The 16280-nt window shown below is 48.4% G+C and carries 11 protein-coding genes; 9 read left to right on the forward strand and 2 right to left on the reverse strand.

Annotated elements, in window-relative coordinates:
- Positions 1-260: 260 nt before the first annotated feature.
- From C7B65_RS01190 to C7B65_RS01215, 6 genes are all read left to right on the forward strand, one after another.
- Positions 261-1418, forward strand: coding sequence for an ABC exporter membrane fusion protein (locus C7B65_RS01190; RefSeq protein WP_223257257.1), 1158 nt, complete (start codon positions 261-263; stop codon positions 1416-1418).
- Positions 1418-2656, forward strand: coding sequence for an FtsX-like permease family protein (locus C7B65_RS01195; protein ID WP_073069079.1), 1239 nt, complete (start codon positions 1418-1420; stop codon positions 2654-2656). Before C7B65_RS01190 ends, C7B65_RS01195 begins: the two co-directional genes overlap by 1 nt.
- A 12-nt stretch (positions 2657-2668) precedes the next feature.
- Positions 2669-3373, forward strand: coding sequence for a DevA family ABC transporter ATP-binding protein (locus C7B65_RS01200; protein WP_073069080.1), 705 nt, complete (start codon positions 2669-2671; stop codon positions 3371-3373).
- Between the two features lie 114 nt (positions 3374-3487).
- Positions 3488-4222 (forward strand): DUF3891 family protein, encoded by a 735-nt coding sequence (locus tag C7B65_RS01205; protein ID WP_073069286.1) that lies wholly within the window; start codon positions 3488-3490, stop codon positions 4220-4222.
- Complete coding sequence (locus C7B65_RS01210) at positions 4219-4740, forward strand: GAF domain-containing protein (RefSeq protein ID WP_223257258.1); 522 nt, start codon at positions 4219-4221, stop codon at positions 4738-4740. Before C7B65_RS01205 ends, C7B65_RS01210 begins: the two co-directional genes overlap by 4 nt.
- Before the next feature lie 78 nt (positions 4741-4818).
- Entirely contained in the window at positions 4819-5931 is a 1113-nt protein-coding gene (locus C7B65_RS01215; RefSeq protein WP_073069082.1) for a hybrid sensor histidine kinase/response regulator, read from the forward strand.
- Positions 5932-6174: 243 nt separating this feature from the next.
- Here the strand turns inward: C7B65_RS01215 and C7B65_RS01220 are convergent, their stop codons facing one another.
- Positions 6175-6771, reverse strand: coding sequence for a sulfite oxidase-like oxidoreductase (locus C7B65_RS01220; protein WP_073069083.1), 597 nt, complete (start codon positions 6769-6771; stop codon positions 6175-6177).
- A gap of 115 nt (positions 6772-6886) precedes the next feature.
- A complete protein-coding gene (gene rpmF, locus C7B65_RS01225; protein ID WP_073069084.1) occupies positions 6887-7060 on the reverse strand; it encodes a 50S ribosomal protein L32 in 174 nt (57 codons plus the stop codon).
- 625 nt (positions 7061-7685) lie between these two features.
- Here rpmF and C7B65_RS01230 point away from each other — a divergent pair.
- From C7B65_RS01230 to C7B65_RS01240, 3 genes are all read left to right on the forward strand, one after another.
- Positions 7686-8801 (forward strand): trypsin-like peptidase domain-containing protein, encoded by a 1116-nt coding sequence (locus C7B65_RS01230; RefSeq protein WP_073069085.1) that lies wholly within the window; start codon positions 7686-7688, stop codon positions 8799-8801.
- Positions 8802-9055: 254 nt separating this feature from the next.
- On the forward strand, positions 9056-14521 hold the full coding sequence (locus tag C7B65_RS01235; protein WP_073069086.1) for an AAA family ATPase: 5466 nt from the start codon (positions 9056-9058) through the stop codon (positions 14519-14521).
- A gap of 837 nt (positions 14522-15358) precedes the next feature.
- Positions 15359-16141: a Tic22 family protein gene (locus tag C7B65_RS01240; protein ID WP_073069287.1), complete on the forward strand. Its 783-nt coding sequence runs from the start codon at positions 15359-15361 to the stop codon at positions 16139-16141.
- Positions 16142-16280: the final 139 nt, after the last annotated feature.

Consider the following 16280-nt stretch of genomic DNA (forward strand, 5'->3'; position numbering starts at 1 on the left):
GCACGCCGTGCCCCGTCAAATGGAACGATCAGCCACAATTGCCTCCGAAATTGGTATGAAATCCAAAATTTCTCTATCAAACCTATCGAGACCAGAGGGTGCTCTCAGGTGAGTTCTCACGCTATAATTCGCTCAATTCAGTCAGGCATCTCTACGGTTAGTCAGGAATCCATCCAGGGTTTTAACCAGAGCTTAAGCGTTTTGTCAAACCCTCAACCAAATCCTGATTAAATCCTCGTTTCTTTTCCAGGAGTCTTGCTTTGAGCGCTAAACCATTGATGAAACCTTCTGGAATTCGAGCCGTTGCGATCGGGTCAGCGATCGCGGTTGCGGTTGCGGGTTTCGGCATTTTCTCCTATTTCATGCTGCGGTTTCCGTCTCAGTCATCGGTGGCTATCTCGCCATCGCCTCCTAGTGAAACGGTCGATGCGGTTTCGGCGCTCGGTCGCTTAGAGCCAGAGGGCGGCGTAATGAAAATCGCTGCGCCATCATCAGGATTTGGCAGTGCGCGAGTGGAGCGATTGTTAGTTAAAGAAGGCTCGATCGTCAAGCCAAAACAGCCGCTCGCCGTGATGGATAACTTCGATGCGCTTTACGCTGCGGCATTGCAGGCAGACGCACAGGTGAGAGAAGCTCGATCGCGGCTTTCTCAGGTGCAATCAGGAGCCAAAGTTGGAGACGTAAACGCCCAACGTGCCAACGTGCTAAAAGCAAATGCTGGGTTGCCCAAAGCAGAAGCCGAAGTGTTAAAAGCTGACGCAGAACTCAAAAATGCCCAATGGGAATATGAACGCTATCAAAAGCTGTTTAAAGACGGCGCAGTGTCAGAATTAGACCTGCAAAATCGGCAATTAGTTTACGAAACTAAAGTCAAGCTGAGAGAGCAAGCAAAACAAGCATCAGAGCAAGCAAAGCTGGAGCTAGAAGGAGCCAAGCAAGTTTTAAGCAGCGTGGCTGAAGTGCGCCCAACCGACGTGCAGCAAGCCATTGCCCAGGTGCAGGTGGCAGATGCCAATTTGCAAAAGGCAAAAGCTGAGTTAGAGAAAGCGGTGGTGCGCGCGCCGATCGAAGGTCAGGTTCTAAAAATTCACACCGATCCGGGCGAGACAGTCGGCAACGACGGCATTTTAGAGCTAGGCAAAACCGGACAGATGTATGTCGTCGCAGAGGTTGACGAAAACTATATCAATCGCATCAGACCTGGACAGAAAGCCAAGATCATGAGCTATGCTTTTCCGGGAGAGATCACCGGAACGGTCGATAAAGTGGGGCTGCAAATTCGTAAAAACGAAGTCTTAAACACCGATCCGGTTGATAAAACTGATACCCGTATCGTGGAAGTTAAAGTGCGGTTAGACAACAGTCAAGCCGTTGCAGGGCTGACCAATCTTCAAGTTAAAGTTGCGATCGTCCCTTAATGTTTGCGATTCCTCTCGCCTGGTTACAGCTTAAGCGTGAAACCATTCGTTTGCTCGTGGCACTCGCGGGCATCGGGTTTGCGGTAATTTTAATGTTTCTGCAACTGGGGTTTCAAGACGCTCTGTTTGAGAGTGCCGTCACCCTCCATCAAAATTTAGATGGCGATATTTTTCTGATCAGTCCGCAATCGACTTCGCTGATTGCGATGAAGAGTTTTCCCGATCGGCGACTCTATCAATCGATGGGGTTTGCTGGCGTTGAGTCGATCAGCCCGATCTATTTAGGGTTTGGCATCTGGAAAAATCCTTTTTGGGAAGGGCCGCCCACGTCACAAACCCGCAGCATTCTCGTGATTGGGATGGTGCCTGGCGATAGTGTTTTTTTGTTGCCAGAGGTTAAGGCAAATCAGGCCCAACTGCGGCTCACTGACGTGGTGTTATTTGATCGTGCCTCTCGCACAGAATTTGGACCGATCACTGAAAAGTTTGAAGCGCTGAAAGCGACGGGCGGCTTAGTTAAAAGCGAGATCGAAAGCCGTCGTGTCGAAGTCGGTGGACTCTTTAATCTGGGTGCTTCATTTGGGGCGGATGGCAACTTGATTACGAGCGATTTAAACTTTCGTCGCATCTTTTCCGATCGCAAAAAGGGTCTGATTGATATTGGTTTAATCAAGCTAAAGTCAGGAGCAGATCTTGAGAAAACATTAGAGCGATTTAAGCAAAATTTACCTGGTGAATTGAGAACCGATCCTAAGAAGACGACTAACCAGACCCAAGAAGATTTTGTGGTCGGAGATGTCAGAGTGTTGTCTAAAAAAGCTTTTATCACGCTTGAGGAAAATTATTGGAAAGAAAGCACGGCGATCGGGTTTATTTTCACGTTAGGAACGGCGATCGGGTTCGTCGTCGGAACGGTAATTGTTTATCAAATTCTCTACACCGATGTCACCGATCATCTAGCTGAATATGCCACCCTGAAAGCAATGGGTTATAAAAATCGCTACCTCTTATCCGTTGTGTTTCAAGAAGCGATTATCTTAGCTGTGATGGGCTTCATTCCTGGATATATCTTGTCTATTGGGTTATATAATCTGACTCGCAATGCCACCGCTTTACCGATCGCAATGACGCTCAATCGCGCAATTCTGGTTCTCTGTTTAGCGATTTTAATGTGTGTAATTTCTGGATCTATTGCCGTTCGCAAAGTTCAAGATGCTGATCCAGCAGATATCTTTTAAGCATTACCGTTTATGTTGCAACCGATTATCGCCATTGAGAACGTCAGCCATTATTTTGGGGCAGGGCGGCTCAGAAAACAAATTTTGTTTGATATAACAACGATCGTCGAACCGGGCGAAGTCGTAATTATGACGGGGCCGTCTGGCTCTGGCAAAACCACCTTGCTGACCCTGATCGGAGCGTTGCGATCGACCCAATCAGGCAGTCTTAAAGTCTTGGGACAAGAGTTGCGGGGCGGCTCAGAAAATAAATTAGTCGAACTGCGGCGCAACATTGGCTATATCTTTCAGGCGCACAATTTGCTCAACTCGCTGAGAGCTTGGCAAAACGTGCAAATGTCGATCGAGTTACACTCCGAGATTCCTGCTAGCGAGTCACGCGATCGGGCAGAGTCCATGCTCGAAGCCGTCGGACTTGCAGATTGGGCAACTCAATATCCGAGCGAATTATCGGGCGGGCAAAAGCAGCGAGTCGCGATCGCCCGTGCTTTAGTCTGTAACCCCAAACTCGTTTTAGCTGACGAACCCACCGCCGCTCTCGACAAAAAATCGGGACGCGATGTGGTAGAAATCATGCACGATTTAGCAAAAAAACAGGGTTCCGCGATCGTGCTTGTCACCCACGACAACCGCATTTTAGATCTCGCCGATCGGATCATTCACATGGAAGACGGTCGGCTATCATCACTCGATGTCACCCCCCTAGCCAATGGGTAGCGGCACTGCTGGCTAATTTCATACATAGGATAGATTTAACTCTCTAAGCGCTGAAGCTATGCTATTCACACTTCTCAATAGAATAGTTAGCTTTAATTGCTAGGAGACTCGATCGTGATTGTTAACCCTGCCAAAGACGGATGGGACGTGATCTACCACCGTGCCCACGCCTTACTCGCTGCTCAACTGGGTGGACAATGGCGCAGAAAAGATGCCCCACCCCGTTTATATGAAACGATCGCCGCCATCTCTCACCACGATGACCTCGAAAAAGAGTGGGAAGAATATAACCTCACCGAAGCAGGTGCCCCAATGGATTTCACCCTGAGCGAAGGCACAGACTACAAACAGCTAAGAAAGCATCTAGAAGGTGCCCTTTATCGCGGTCGTTGGGTAGCGTTGTTGAACTCAATGCACCAAAGCCGATTAGGTGAAAGCAGCCGAGGCGAATCAAAAGAAGCAGACGATTTTTTAGATGAACAATTAGAAACCCAAAAACGCTGGCGCAAAGAACTCGGCATTTCTAAAGAAGACGCTCAGAGCGCTTACGACTTTATGCAGTGGTGCGATCGGCTTTCTCTCATCCTCTGTCAACAACAACTTCCCGACGACGAACGGGCGCTAGAAATCAGCAAAGGCCCCGACGGAAAGCGCTATGACATTCGGCAATTTAGCGACGAGTCAGTCACCGTCGAGCCGTGGTGTTTTGAAGACGATCGCTTCGTGGTAAACGTCGAAGTGTCGCACCTGTCGCAAGCCAAATTTGACGATAACGCCAGTCTAACGGTTGCTCTTAAAGAAGCACCTCGCAGCCTTTTAGAATGGACATTTGTCAAGGAGAAAGCGTGAATATTGCCCAAATCCAGACTTCTCAAAACCTCGATGCCTTCTTTACGAAACTCGTAGCTGACTTAGGAAAATCATTGCAGTGCGATCGCTGTTTCCTCTATCTCCGTCACCCACAAACCAAGTTAGGCAAAGTTCCTTTTTGTTGGGTTCGCAGTTCAGAAATTCCCACAGTCTACGATGAGCAATGGAAACCCGAACCCGCATCCTTAGCCAGCGAAGACCCGATGTTTGCCGCCGCTCTGCGAACCGATCCCTCTATTTTTGTCGAAGATGTTGAAGCCGCCGATCCGCAGGTTTTAAACCAACAGTTTGAACAAGAAAACTTTGGGCATCGCGCCTTAATTCACGGTCACTTGTGCCAAGACGGACAGCTCTGGGGCGTTTTGCAGCCTTGCATTTTTGGGAGACCTAGAGTTTGGACAGATGCCGATCGTCGCACGATCGCTGAAGTGATTGCTCAAATCACGCCTACTGCAATCATCTATATTCAAGCGGCACAACCCAAAAATCTCCCGTAGGAATGAGGCAAATTAATGACCATTAAGGTTGACTAGATCAGTGATTTGCACAACATTTCGTGCCCTTGTCTGAACTGCATGAACCACCCGTCCTTCCCAAAACCAGCTAGAGTCGATCGCATTTTGGTGGTAGACGACACTCCTGACAACTGCTTACTAATTCAAGCTATTTTGCAAGACGAGGGCTATGAAGTTGAGCTTTCCGAGAGCGGTAAAGATGCGTTAGCCAAAATTGATCAATCGCCGCCCGACCTGGTTTTGCTAGATGTGATGATGCCAGGAATGGATGGTTTTGAAGTGACGCGCCGCATTCGTCAAAATACTGCGCTGCCCTTTATGCCCATCTTGCTGACCACTGCTTATGATCAGCCTAGCGTTGCCCAAGGCCTGGATCTTGGCGCAGATGATTTCATTCGTAAGCCCGTTCACTTTGACGAGCTGCTGGCACGAGTGAGAGCATTGCTGCGACTCAAGCATAGTGTCGATGAACGCGATCAAATTGCTCGTCAGCGAGAAGATTTTGTCTCTCGTCTGACCCACGATTTGCGGACTCCTTTAGTTGCAGCCGATCGCATGCTTGATCTGCTGATCCAGGGCGTAATGGGCGAATTGTCAGCAGATGTGCTCGAAATCATGGTGACGATGGTTCGCAGCAACCAAAACCTGCTGACGATGGTCAACATGCTGCTAGAGGTCTATCGCTACGAAGCCGGGCGTAAGTCTCTCGTCTTTTCACCCGTTAACCTCTCAGAGATGCTGAATGAAGTCATTGAAGAGCTTTCTTCGCTGGCGATCGACAAAGGGTTGGCGCTCGATTTTCACCCTGATCCGAACATTGATTTTAAGATTAAGGGCGATCGGATTGAGCTACATCGGGTTTTCACTAACTTGATTGGCAACGCCATTAAGTTCACCGAGGAGGGCGCGGTGCACGTTCAGATCTCTTTGATTGATGATAATTCTGACAATCCTCAAGTTGAAGTCAGAATCAAAGATACGGGGCCCGGCATTCCACCAGAGGAGCAGCCAACACTGTTTGAAAGCTTCTCTAGCGGGAAACACAAGCGCGCGGGCAGTGGGTTAGGTCTGCAACTGTCTCGCCGCATTGCAGAAGCGCACAACGGCACGGTCAGCGTCGAGTCAGAGATTGGACAGGGCAGTTGTTTTATCGTCAGATTGCCGATCGGTTAAATTAACGTCAGTTCGATGAGTTCTTTCGCTTCGTTCTTCAGCGCTTCAGCCCCCTAAATCCCCCAGAATTGAGGTTCAAAGTCCCCCAATTTTGGGGGATTTAGGGGGCAGCCTAGATTTGCAACCGTAGCGAAAAGCTTCATCGAACTGACGTTAAATTAACGTAGGGGCAATTTTCCCTGGTTTGCCTGGTGGGTGTGGGTAGGCACGGGGGCACTACCCCTACGGTCAACCAAAATTTATTTAGCGATCGCTATACCGTTCTTCTGCCCAGGGTTCTCCGCGACGATGATAGCCGTTGCGCTCCCAGAAGCCGAGTTCTTCGTGCGTCAAAAACTCTAGCCCATTGATCCATTTAGCACTCTTCCAGGCGTAGATGTGGGGCACAACCAACCTCATCGGCCCACCGTGTTCTGCTGGAAGTGGCTCACCAAATAGTGTGTGAGCAAAGAAATTCTCTTCTCTCAAAAAGTCATCTATTGAGATATTTGTAGTGTAACCACCGTAGCAGTGTTCTAAAACATACTTGGCGGCGAGGTCTACCTCAATGTGCTGCATAAAATCGGTCACTTTGACCCCTGTCCACTGCACGTCGAGCTTTGACCAGGTGGTGACACAGTGAAAATCGGCAGTGAAATCACTTTGGGGCAGATTCATAAAATCTGACCAGCTAAAAGTTTTTTCTTGCGCCAATCCCCAAACTTTAAATTGCCAGGTTGCTCGATCGACGTGGGGCGTATCGCCATAAGTCAACACCGGGAACCCGTTGGTCAAATGCTGACCGGGAGGCACTCGATCGCCATATTCTGCTTCTGGTTTGCGAAAAAACTTCCCCAGCATCGCTTTTTTCCTACAAAGTCTTTCTCTAACTGTGTAGCAAACTGTTTGCAATTATGTCTCTGCTCAAAGAATGATGAATGATGAATTGAGGGTTTCGCATCCATCATTCATCGCTTTATTCTTCTTCAGTTTCTTCATCGGTGGGGTAGACAAAGCCTTGAGCGCGTCCGGTCAAAATCGACTTGCCGATCGACAGTGCCTTTTGAGCTTGCACTCTGGCTTTGGCTTTCCAGGTGGCTTTGCGCTTGTCACGCTTAGATTTGGAGGTTTTCTTCTTAGGAACTGCCATGATTTTAGACCGTGGTCGTTTTTAGTCAACTTTCCTATCCTACGCTATTTCTCGACTTGTAGCGATCCAGCGTTTGACAGAAGTTTAGACTTCCTGCATCAATACTCCGCCCTCCCCTAGCCCTCTTCTGGGCAGGGCTGATTCATTCTAGAAGAAGGGAATTTACATCTCCCATTCTTTCGTTTGCAGTGCTTTCAGCAATCAACGAGAAAGAAAGCTTACAGCTTTCCTCTTATTAGAATGAATCAACCCTGCCCCAAAATGGGGGATTTAGGGTTGGGGATGAGGGCAGCAATCTCAATGATTCCTGAGTTAATAGCATTAAGGGTGCCCAGAAGTCAGAGCATTGCTGAATTGCGGTATGAAGGAGAGACGCGAAATTTCGCTACAGGAGTTTTGGCATTACACAAAATCATTCTCATACCTGAAATCAGCAACGCCGAAGTCAGAAGACTTGAACCGCAATCAAGGGCATCAAATTGTCTTGAAAACATCGAGAGCTTGACATTTCTTTGTCACACGAAGTAATCACAATAGTAAATGTGAGCGTTGATCTCAAGGGAAATCCCGACCGCAACGATTCGGTTTTAACCATCCATCCATCCTTTTTCTGGATAATTCTGAAATGGCTGCTAATCATCTTCTAAAAAAGTCGATCGCTTCTCTCTCTCTAGTCTCAGTTGGCGCAGTGTCTGCCTTGATTGGAACGCAGCTTAACCCAACTAACGCTGTGCAGACACAGCCATTAGTGGCTCAAGTGCCTTCGGCTGTCGGCAATGGCGCTAACGCAAACTTTATTTCGGCGGCAGTTGATAAAACAGGGGCAGCCGTCGTGCGGATTAATTCTTCGCGCACGCGATCGTCAGGTTCAGGGCAAAGGGTTGCACGAGGCACTGGGTCGGGGTTTATTGTCAAATCAGATGGGTTAGTGATGACCAATGCCCATGTGGTTGATGGAGCCGATCGCGTCACTGTCAAGCTTAAAGATGGTCGTGAATTCACTGGGCAGGTGGTTGGCGAAGATAAACTAACCGATGTGGCGGTGGTCAAAATTCAGGCTAATAATCTTCCGATCGTGGCGATCGGCAACTCTGATCAACTGCGACCGGGTGAATGGGCGATCGCGATCGGCAATCCGTTAGGGTTAGACAACACAGTCACCGCAGGGATTGTCAGTGGCACCGGACGATCGAGTAGCGAAATTGGATCGCCCGATCGCCGCACCAACTACATTCAAACCGACGCGGCAATCAATCCTGGCAATTCGGGCGGGCCGCTCTTAAATCAAAGCGGACAGGTGATTGGCATTAACACGGCGATTATCGGCGGCGCTCAAGGTTTGGGGTTTGCGATTCCGATCAATAAGGCGCAGCAAATCGCCGACCAAATCATCGCTAAGGGATCGGCTGCTCACCCCTATTTAGGGGTTGAGATGACTGATCTGTCTGCGGCAACGAGAGAACTTCTCAATCGCGATCAAGACTTGGGAATCAATGTCCAGACTGATCGAGGAGCGCTGATTACCAACATCGTTCGCAATTCTCCTGCCGCTCAAGCAGGGCTGCAAAAAGGCGATGTCATTCAGACGATTAATGGTCGAGCGATCGCTTCCACCAATGAGGTGCAGCAAGCCGTAGAAGCGAGTACGATCGGGAGTGACTTATCACTTCAGGTCAATCGCAGCGGTAAAACAGTGACGCTTTCGATCCGACCGGGAGAGTTTCCGGTCAACGCGGGTTAATCGATCTTAAAAACAAAGATCTCCAACTTCTCAAAGAAGTTGGAGATCTAAAACTCAGCGATCGTGCCTATGTTAGACGCTACCAGAGAGGAACCTCTCTTAGGAAAGATTCATTGTTCGCTTTATCGGTGAATGATTAACAGGAATTGCACAAGCCAATTGAACCTACACTAGAGAAAAGCGTCGAAAAAGATTAGTCTATTCTCAACGCGAGAAAAAGCCCCTTATGTGGCGATCTTTAGGAGTTTCTGATTGTGGCGTTGACGTTACCTAACTGGTCGATCGAGGGTCTGCTGCAAGAGGGCGCAAAAGCCATCCTCTATCGCGGGTTTCGCATCGAAGATCAAACTCCAGTCATTATCAAAGGGTTACGTCCTGAGCGCTGCACTCCTCAAAATGTCGCCCAGCTAAAACACGAATATGCGATCGCTCGACGGCTAACCACATCAGCTACGATTCAAGCCTATGGGTTAGAGACTTATCAAGGTATTCCCTATTTAATCTTGGAAGATTTTGGCGGACGCGCACTCGATCAAGTCCTCAGCCGTTTTCAAGAGCCGATTCAGTTCTTAAAGATTGCGATTAAAATCACCGCAGCGCTGGCAGATATTCATCATCACAGCGTCGTTCACAAAGACATTAAGCCTGCCAATATTTTGATTAACCTCGACACCGATCGGGTTAAAATCGGCGACTTTGGCATTGCTGCGTTCATTCCCTATGAGCAGCAGATGGTCAGCAGTTCTGGCCAGATTGAGGGCAGTTTAGCTTATCTTTCACCAGAACAAACCGGGCGGATGAATCGTGGCATTGATCACCGCAGCGATTTCTATTCTCTAGGCGTTACATTCTACGAGATGCTTACGGGTGAATTGCCCTTTAATGGGAAAGACCCCTTAGAGTGGGCACACTATCACATTGCAAAATCGCCAACTCCCCTACAGCAGGTAGTTGCAACCATTCCACAAACGCTGTCAGACATGGTGCTCAAACTCATGTCAAAGGTAGCAGAAGATCGCTATCAAAGTGCTTTAGGATTGCAGTTTGATCTAGAACGATGTCTACAAGAATTAGAAACCACGGGACAAATTTCTGATTTTGTACTCGGCGATCGTGACGTTTCAGAGCGATTTCAGATTCCACAAAAGTTATATGGGCGAGAACCGGAAATTGCACAATTATTAAGCGGATTTGATCGCGTCGTCACACAGGCAACGCCCGAACTGATGCTCGTGTCGGGCTATGCTGGCGTGGGCAAATCATCATTGGTGAATGAACTGCACAAACCGATTGTGCGCGATCGTGGCATCTTCATCTCTGGGAAATTCGACCAATACAAACGAGGTATTCCTTATGCCACGATCGTGGAGGCATTTCAAACGCTAGTTCGACAGCTTTTAACAGAAAGTGAAACCGGGTTGGCACACTGGCAACAAACGATTCAAGCCAGTTTAGGAAACAACGGTAAGCTAATCACCGATGTGATCCCAGAAGTCGAACTGATCGTGGGCGAACAGCCTGCCGTTCCTGAATTGGCACCTGCCGAATCTCAGAACCGCTTTAATTTGGTGTTTCAAAACTTTATCGGTGCCTTTGCTCAGAAAGAGCATCCGCTGGCAATCTTTTTAGATGACATGCAGTGGGCAGACAGCGCCACGTTGAGCTTGATTCAAACCCTCGTCACCGGGTCAGCGCTGCGGCATCTCTACTTTATTCTGGCTTTTCGCGACAATGAGGTTGATGAAAGCCATCCGTTTCGATTAATGGTCGAAAGGTTGCGGCAAAGCGGAGCCAAAACAACTGACATTCGGCTAACTCCGCTCAATCTTGCTTACGTTAATCAACTGATTGCAGAGACACTGCACTGCAATCTCAAGCGATCGACCTCGCTGGCTCAGGTCGTGCTGCAAAAAACCGATGGCAATCCTTTTTTTGTCAATGAGTTTCTCAAGGCGCTCTATCAAGACGGGCAGCTAACCTTTGGCAGCACTGAGCAAACCTGGCAATGGAACGAGGCTGACATTAACGCGCACGGCATGACCGATAACATCGTGACGTTAATGGTCGGACGAATGCAAAAACTGCCGTCTGACACTCAGCAAGTGTTAAAGCTGGCATCGTGTGTGGGCAGTCGCTTTGACTTAGAGATGTTGGCGATCGTTGCCGAGCAGTCGCCGCGACAAATCGCCGATGCCCTACTCGAAGCCGTTCTCAGAGGCTTGGTTGTGATCACCGATGCCGAAAAGAGCTATCGATTTTATCACGATCGCATTCAGCAAGCGGCTTACACATTGATTGCTGATCAAGAGAAGCAAACCGTTCACCTCAGCATGGGTCGGTTATTGCTGAAAAGCATTGCTCCCGAACACTTAGAAGATCAGATTTTTGAAGTCGTTAATCAACTCAATCGCAGCATTAATTTAATCACCGACGCAACAGAAAAAGAAACGTTAATTCGATTAAATTTATTGGCAGGCAAAAAGGCAAAAGCTTCGACCGCCTATGCCCCAGCTCAAAAGCTGCTCTCGATCGCGACCGATCTGTTAACTGAGACCGCGTGGAGCGATCGCTATCACCAGACTTTTTTTCTATTCAAAGAGCGCGCCGAATGCGAGTTTTTGGCAGGCAATTTAGACCAAGCAGAGGCGCTGTTTGGCAATCTCCTACTTAATGCTCAATCTGCGCTCGATCAAGCAACGGTTTATATTCTTCAGCTACGGCTCTATCAGGTGGCGGGGCGCTATGAAGAAGCGTTAACCCTGGGACTAGAAGCGCTAGAGGTTTTTGGGGTAGATTTTCCAGAAACAGCCGAGCAGATGCAAGCCGCGATCGAGCGCGAAAAATATTACGCGGCAGTGAATTTGGGCGATCGCTCAATTAACAGTCTCATTGATGCGCCAGTGATTCAAGACCCAACTCTTAAAATGTTGGTGAATTTATTAACAGCGCTCGGCCCGATTACTTATTTTAGTAAGCCTAGCGTTTTTCCACTGATTGTATTGACGGCGCTGAACTACTCACTCAAGCATGGCAACACCGAGGATTCTTGCTTTGCTTATAGTATGTATGCAATGTTGCTGGTTTCTATTTTTAGTGATATTCCTACGGGTTATGCATTTTCTGAAATGTCGATTCAATTAAATGAGAAATTTAATGATTTAAGGTTAAGAGGAACCGTTCTGCACATTCACGGAAACCATATTAATATTTGGTGCAATCCCATTACGACTAGCATTTCTTATCTCGAACGGGCATTTATCGCCTGTGTTGAGACTGGGGATATTTCGATGGCAAACTACACTGGGTTTCAAGGCGCTTGGCAAATGGTTGAAATCGGTGCCTCGATCGTAGACACAGAGCAATCAATCCTCAAGTACGCGAGATTTGCTCAACAGTCAAAACATCAGGCCGCTTATCAAACCATTCGCCTAGAGCAGCAGCTACTAACCAATCTACGCGGGTTGACCTACACGCCTGAGACGCTGAGCGACGACGACTTTAATGAATCTAAAGCGTTAGCCACGATCGCGGAAGCCGGGTTTGAGAGCGGCATCGTTTTCTATCACATCATTAAAACGATCGTGTTTTTTACGTGCGATCGCTATTCAGATGCGTTGAATTCGGCGCATCAAGCTTCTCAGTTTTTGCAAGCAGCGTTAGCGTTGCCGATTCAAGTCAATTATGTACTCTATCATTCGCTAGTGTTAACCGCACTCTATTCGCAATCGTCTCACGATCAACAAATCAGTTCTTTAGCAATCCTTGAACAACATCACCAGCAGTTGCAGTATTGGGCAAATCACTGTCCAGCAAACTTTTTGCACAAAGCGAAATTAGTCGCGGCTGAGATTGCTCGTATTGAAGGGCGCGATTTAGACGCAATGCACTTATACGAGGAGTCGATTCAGTCAGCGCGTGAACATGGATTTGTGCCATATAAAGCGTTAGCCTATGAGCTTGCAGCAAAATTTTATCTCGATCGCTTATTCGACACGATCGCCAAAGCCTATCTCGAAAATGCTCGAAAATGCTATCAGCGATGGGGCGCGATCGCTAAAGTTAATCATCTCGAAGACCGCTATCCGACACTGCTGCCAAAACCGATCGTCAACTCAAACGAGACGTTTTTGAGCAGTAACGATCAGCTCGATTTCTTATCCGTTGTCAAAGCGTCACAAACGATTTCAAGTGAGATTGTGTTTCCTAAATTGCTCAAGACGCTGATGCGGATCGTGATTGAGCAAGCAGGGGCAGACATCGGTTATTTATTGCTTGGCTCTGAGCAAACGTTAACGGTCTCGGTTGAAGCGAAAATTAATCAAAAAGACACGATCGCTGTCTCACAAATTGCTCAGGCTGAGAACGCACAAATTACGCCTCAGTCAATGCTCAATTATGTGCAGCGCACTCAAGAAACGGTCATTTTAGATGACGCTACTAAAACCAATCTATTCTCAGAAGACGATTATATTATTCAACATCAGCCTAAATCAGTTCTCTGTTTACCGATCGTCCGTCAATCTCAGTTGCTGGGCATTATTTATTTAGAAAACAATCTGATCACGGGCGCATTCACTCACGAAAAGCTGATGGTGTTAGAAACCCTCACTACGCAGATTGCGATTTCGCTAGAAAATGCTCGCCTTTATCAGGGGCTTGAAGACAGTCAAGAACAGCTTAATCTCGTCCTCAAATCGGCTCAGATTGGCATCTGGAGTTGGAACATTCTCGCCAATCGCTTAGAAGGTGATGATCAGGTGCATCTACTCTTTGGTCTGACAGTTGAGACCTTTGACGGCACGACGGTGATCAATCAGGTGCATCCCGACGATCGGGCGGCGCTTCGACACTCGGTGCAGCGCGCGATTGCTGAAGGCACTGAGCATGATTTAGAATCTCGCATCGTTCGGGTAGATGGAACGATTCGATATATTGCGGGTCGCGGTCGCGCCTTTTTTGACGAAACCGGAAAAGCGACCCGGATGAGCGGCGTAGTCATGGATGTGACTGAGCGCAAACAGGCAGAAGAACAGCGCCTACAGCTTCTGCAAGAGCAAGCCAAACGAGCCGAAGCAGAAACCGCCAACCGAGCCAAAGATCAGTTTCTAGCTGTGCTTTCTCACGAACTGCGAACGCCCCTAAACCCGATCTTGGGCTGGGCAAAACTGCTGCGATCGCAGAAACTCGATCCCGCAAAAACTGCTCAGGCACTAGAAACGATCGAGCGCAACGCCAAACTGCAAACTCAACTGATCGAAGATTTGCTCGATGTCTCGCGGATTATTCAGGGCAAACTGCATCTAAACATTGCGCCTGTCGATTTAGCTTCAACGATCGCCGCCGCTCTCGAAACCGTTCATCTCGCCGTCGAAGCCAAATCGATCGACATTCAAACTGATCTCCATGCGATCGGGCAAGTCTTAGGCGATGCCAATCGGCTTCAGCAAGTTGTGTGGAATCTGTTGTCAAATGCGGTGAAATTTACGCCTACGGGTGGAAAAATTACGGTACGTTTAATGCAGGTCGATGGGTTTGCCCAACTGCAAATCAGTGACACTGGGCAAGGCATTCTCCCCGAATTTTTGCCCCACATCTTTGAAGCTTTTCGGCAAGCAGACAGCACCAGCACCCGTGCCTATGGAGGACTCGGACTCGGACTCTCGATCGTACGTCACATCATCGATCTGCACGGGGGCACCGTCACTGCCGAGAGTTTATAGCGGTTCCCGCATGAATGAAGTACATCAGATCCTTACTGCACAGGCATTATAGATGCGATGCCGTACCTCACTCTAGTGAAAACTGCTATAGGCGAAGCTCAGGGCACAACGTTTACGGTGAGGCTGCCGTTCGTGAAAGCCGGAGGTGATTTAAGCGACTCGATCGCTCAACAGCTTGGGTAAATTTCAGGGCGATCGCCTTGCTTTGTCGTCAGGTGCGAACGGTTAAGATGCCGCAACTGAGTCAATTGGTGCTAGACTTTCCAAGTCTTGGAATCAGTCATTGACTGACATCAACTCACCCAGAAACTGCGCTTTTGCTGAAGGGTCAGCACGTTCTGGAACTATCCACCATTCAACCCTGTCACCCATTGCTGAGGCTCCAACCCTGTCAACTTAGAAACGCAACCCAGTTGTAATTTTGAGTCTGCTAAAGATCTGAGTCGATCGGTGAGTGTGATTTCATCAGTTCATGCGTTGATCAAATCCAGCCGAGCGTTGCAATCGTTGAATAAGAGGAGTAAAACCAGCAAAATGAGGAGATTAGCCTACTATGTCAAAGCTAAATTGATGTCAGTTCGACAGAAGCAGTTTGCTCCGAACAGCTTTGCTGAGCCGAAGGCAGTGTGAATTCGGGAAGCCCCCTAAATCCCCCAATTTTGGGGGACTTCAAGATAAATTTTTCGGTTCAAAGTCCCCCAAAATGGGGGATTTAGGGGGCAAAAGCCGCTGACAACGAAGCGAAAAAAACCGTCGAACTGACGTTAAATTGATTTGACAGATTACTCCCTCATTTTTACCTGAGTTTTGATGTCGTTTTTAATGCTAGGAGCAAACATGAAATCATTGATTCGTTGGAGTGCTACGGTTGGTTTAGTTGGAACGACGATCGTCGGTTCTCTATTGGGAGCGGGTCTGCGAGTGCTGGCATTAACCCCAGAGCAGATCGTGCAAAAGCTACGCCCCGTGCCAATGTTTACGATCGCCAATGCTCAAGGTGCGCCTTTGGTGGCTTCTCCTCCTAATGGTCAAAAGGGTGCCCCCGTTGCCGGAGTTTTTGTCAGCCAAAGAGACGCTCAAGCGTTTTTAGAAACGCTGAAAAGCAAAAACCCTAACCTGGCGAAAGAAGTCAAAGTAGTGCCAGTGTCACTGGCAGAAGTCTATCAACTCGTTCAATCAAACCAGGGCAAGCCCGATCAGCTAGATTTTGCCTACGTGCCGACCAAGCAGCAGTTAGCCTCGGCGGTCGCAGTGATGAAGGTATCAGATAAAAAGGTCACTCAGTTTAACGGCACTCCGCTGTTTGTGGCGCGGGCTGGCAAAGAAAAGGGATTTCTCACCATTCAGCAGGGTGACAAGTCGGTGATTCCAATGTTCTTTAACAAAGAAGAACTGCAATCGCTGCTCGATCGCTTCAAACAACAGCAACCCAATCTGGCTTCTAGTATTGACATTCAAGTCTTTCCGCTAGAAGGCGTAGTCGAAGCGATGAAAAAGCAGAACGACCCACAGCTCGACAAAATTGTGTTGATTCCGCCGAGAGAGTCGATCGAGTTTGTGCGATCGCTCTCACCGCAAGGCAAACCTCAAACGGCTCCAGCAGCGCAGCCCAAGAAATAGCGGACGGGTTCACATTGGGTAGGGGCAATCCCCCCGTGGTTGCCCTCCGTCCGGGGTAGGCACCGGGGCGCTACCCCTACAGTCATTCCTTCTTTCTGCAACGCCGAAATAGCGCTGTCTCACGGGTCATTCTTAAAGA

This window comes from Phormidesmis priestleyi ULC007 (assembly GCF_003003695.1).
Lineage (GTDB): Bacteria > Cyanobacteriota > Cyanobacteriia > Leptolyngbyales > Leptolyngbyaceae > Phormidesmis_A > Phormidesmis_A priestleyi_A.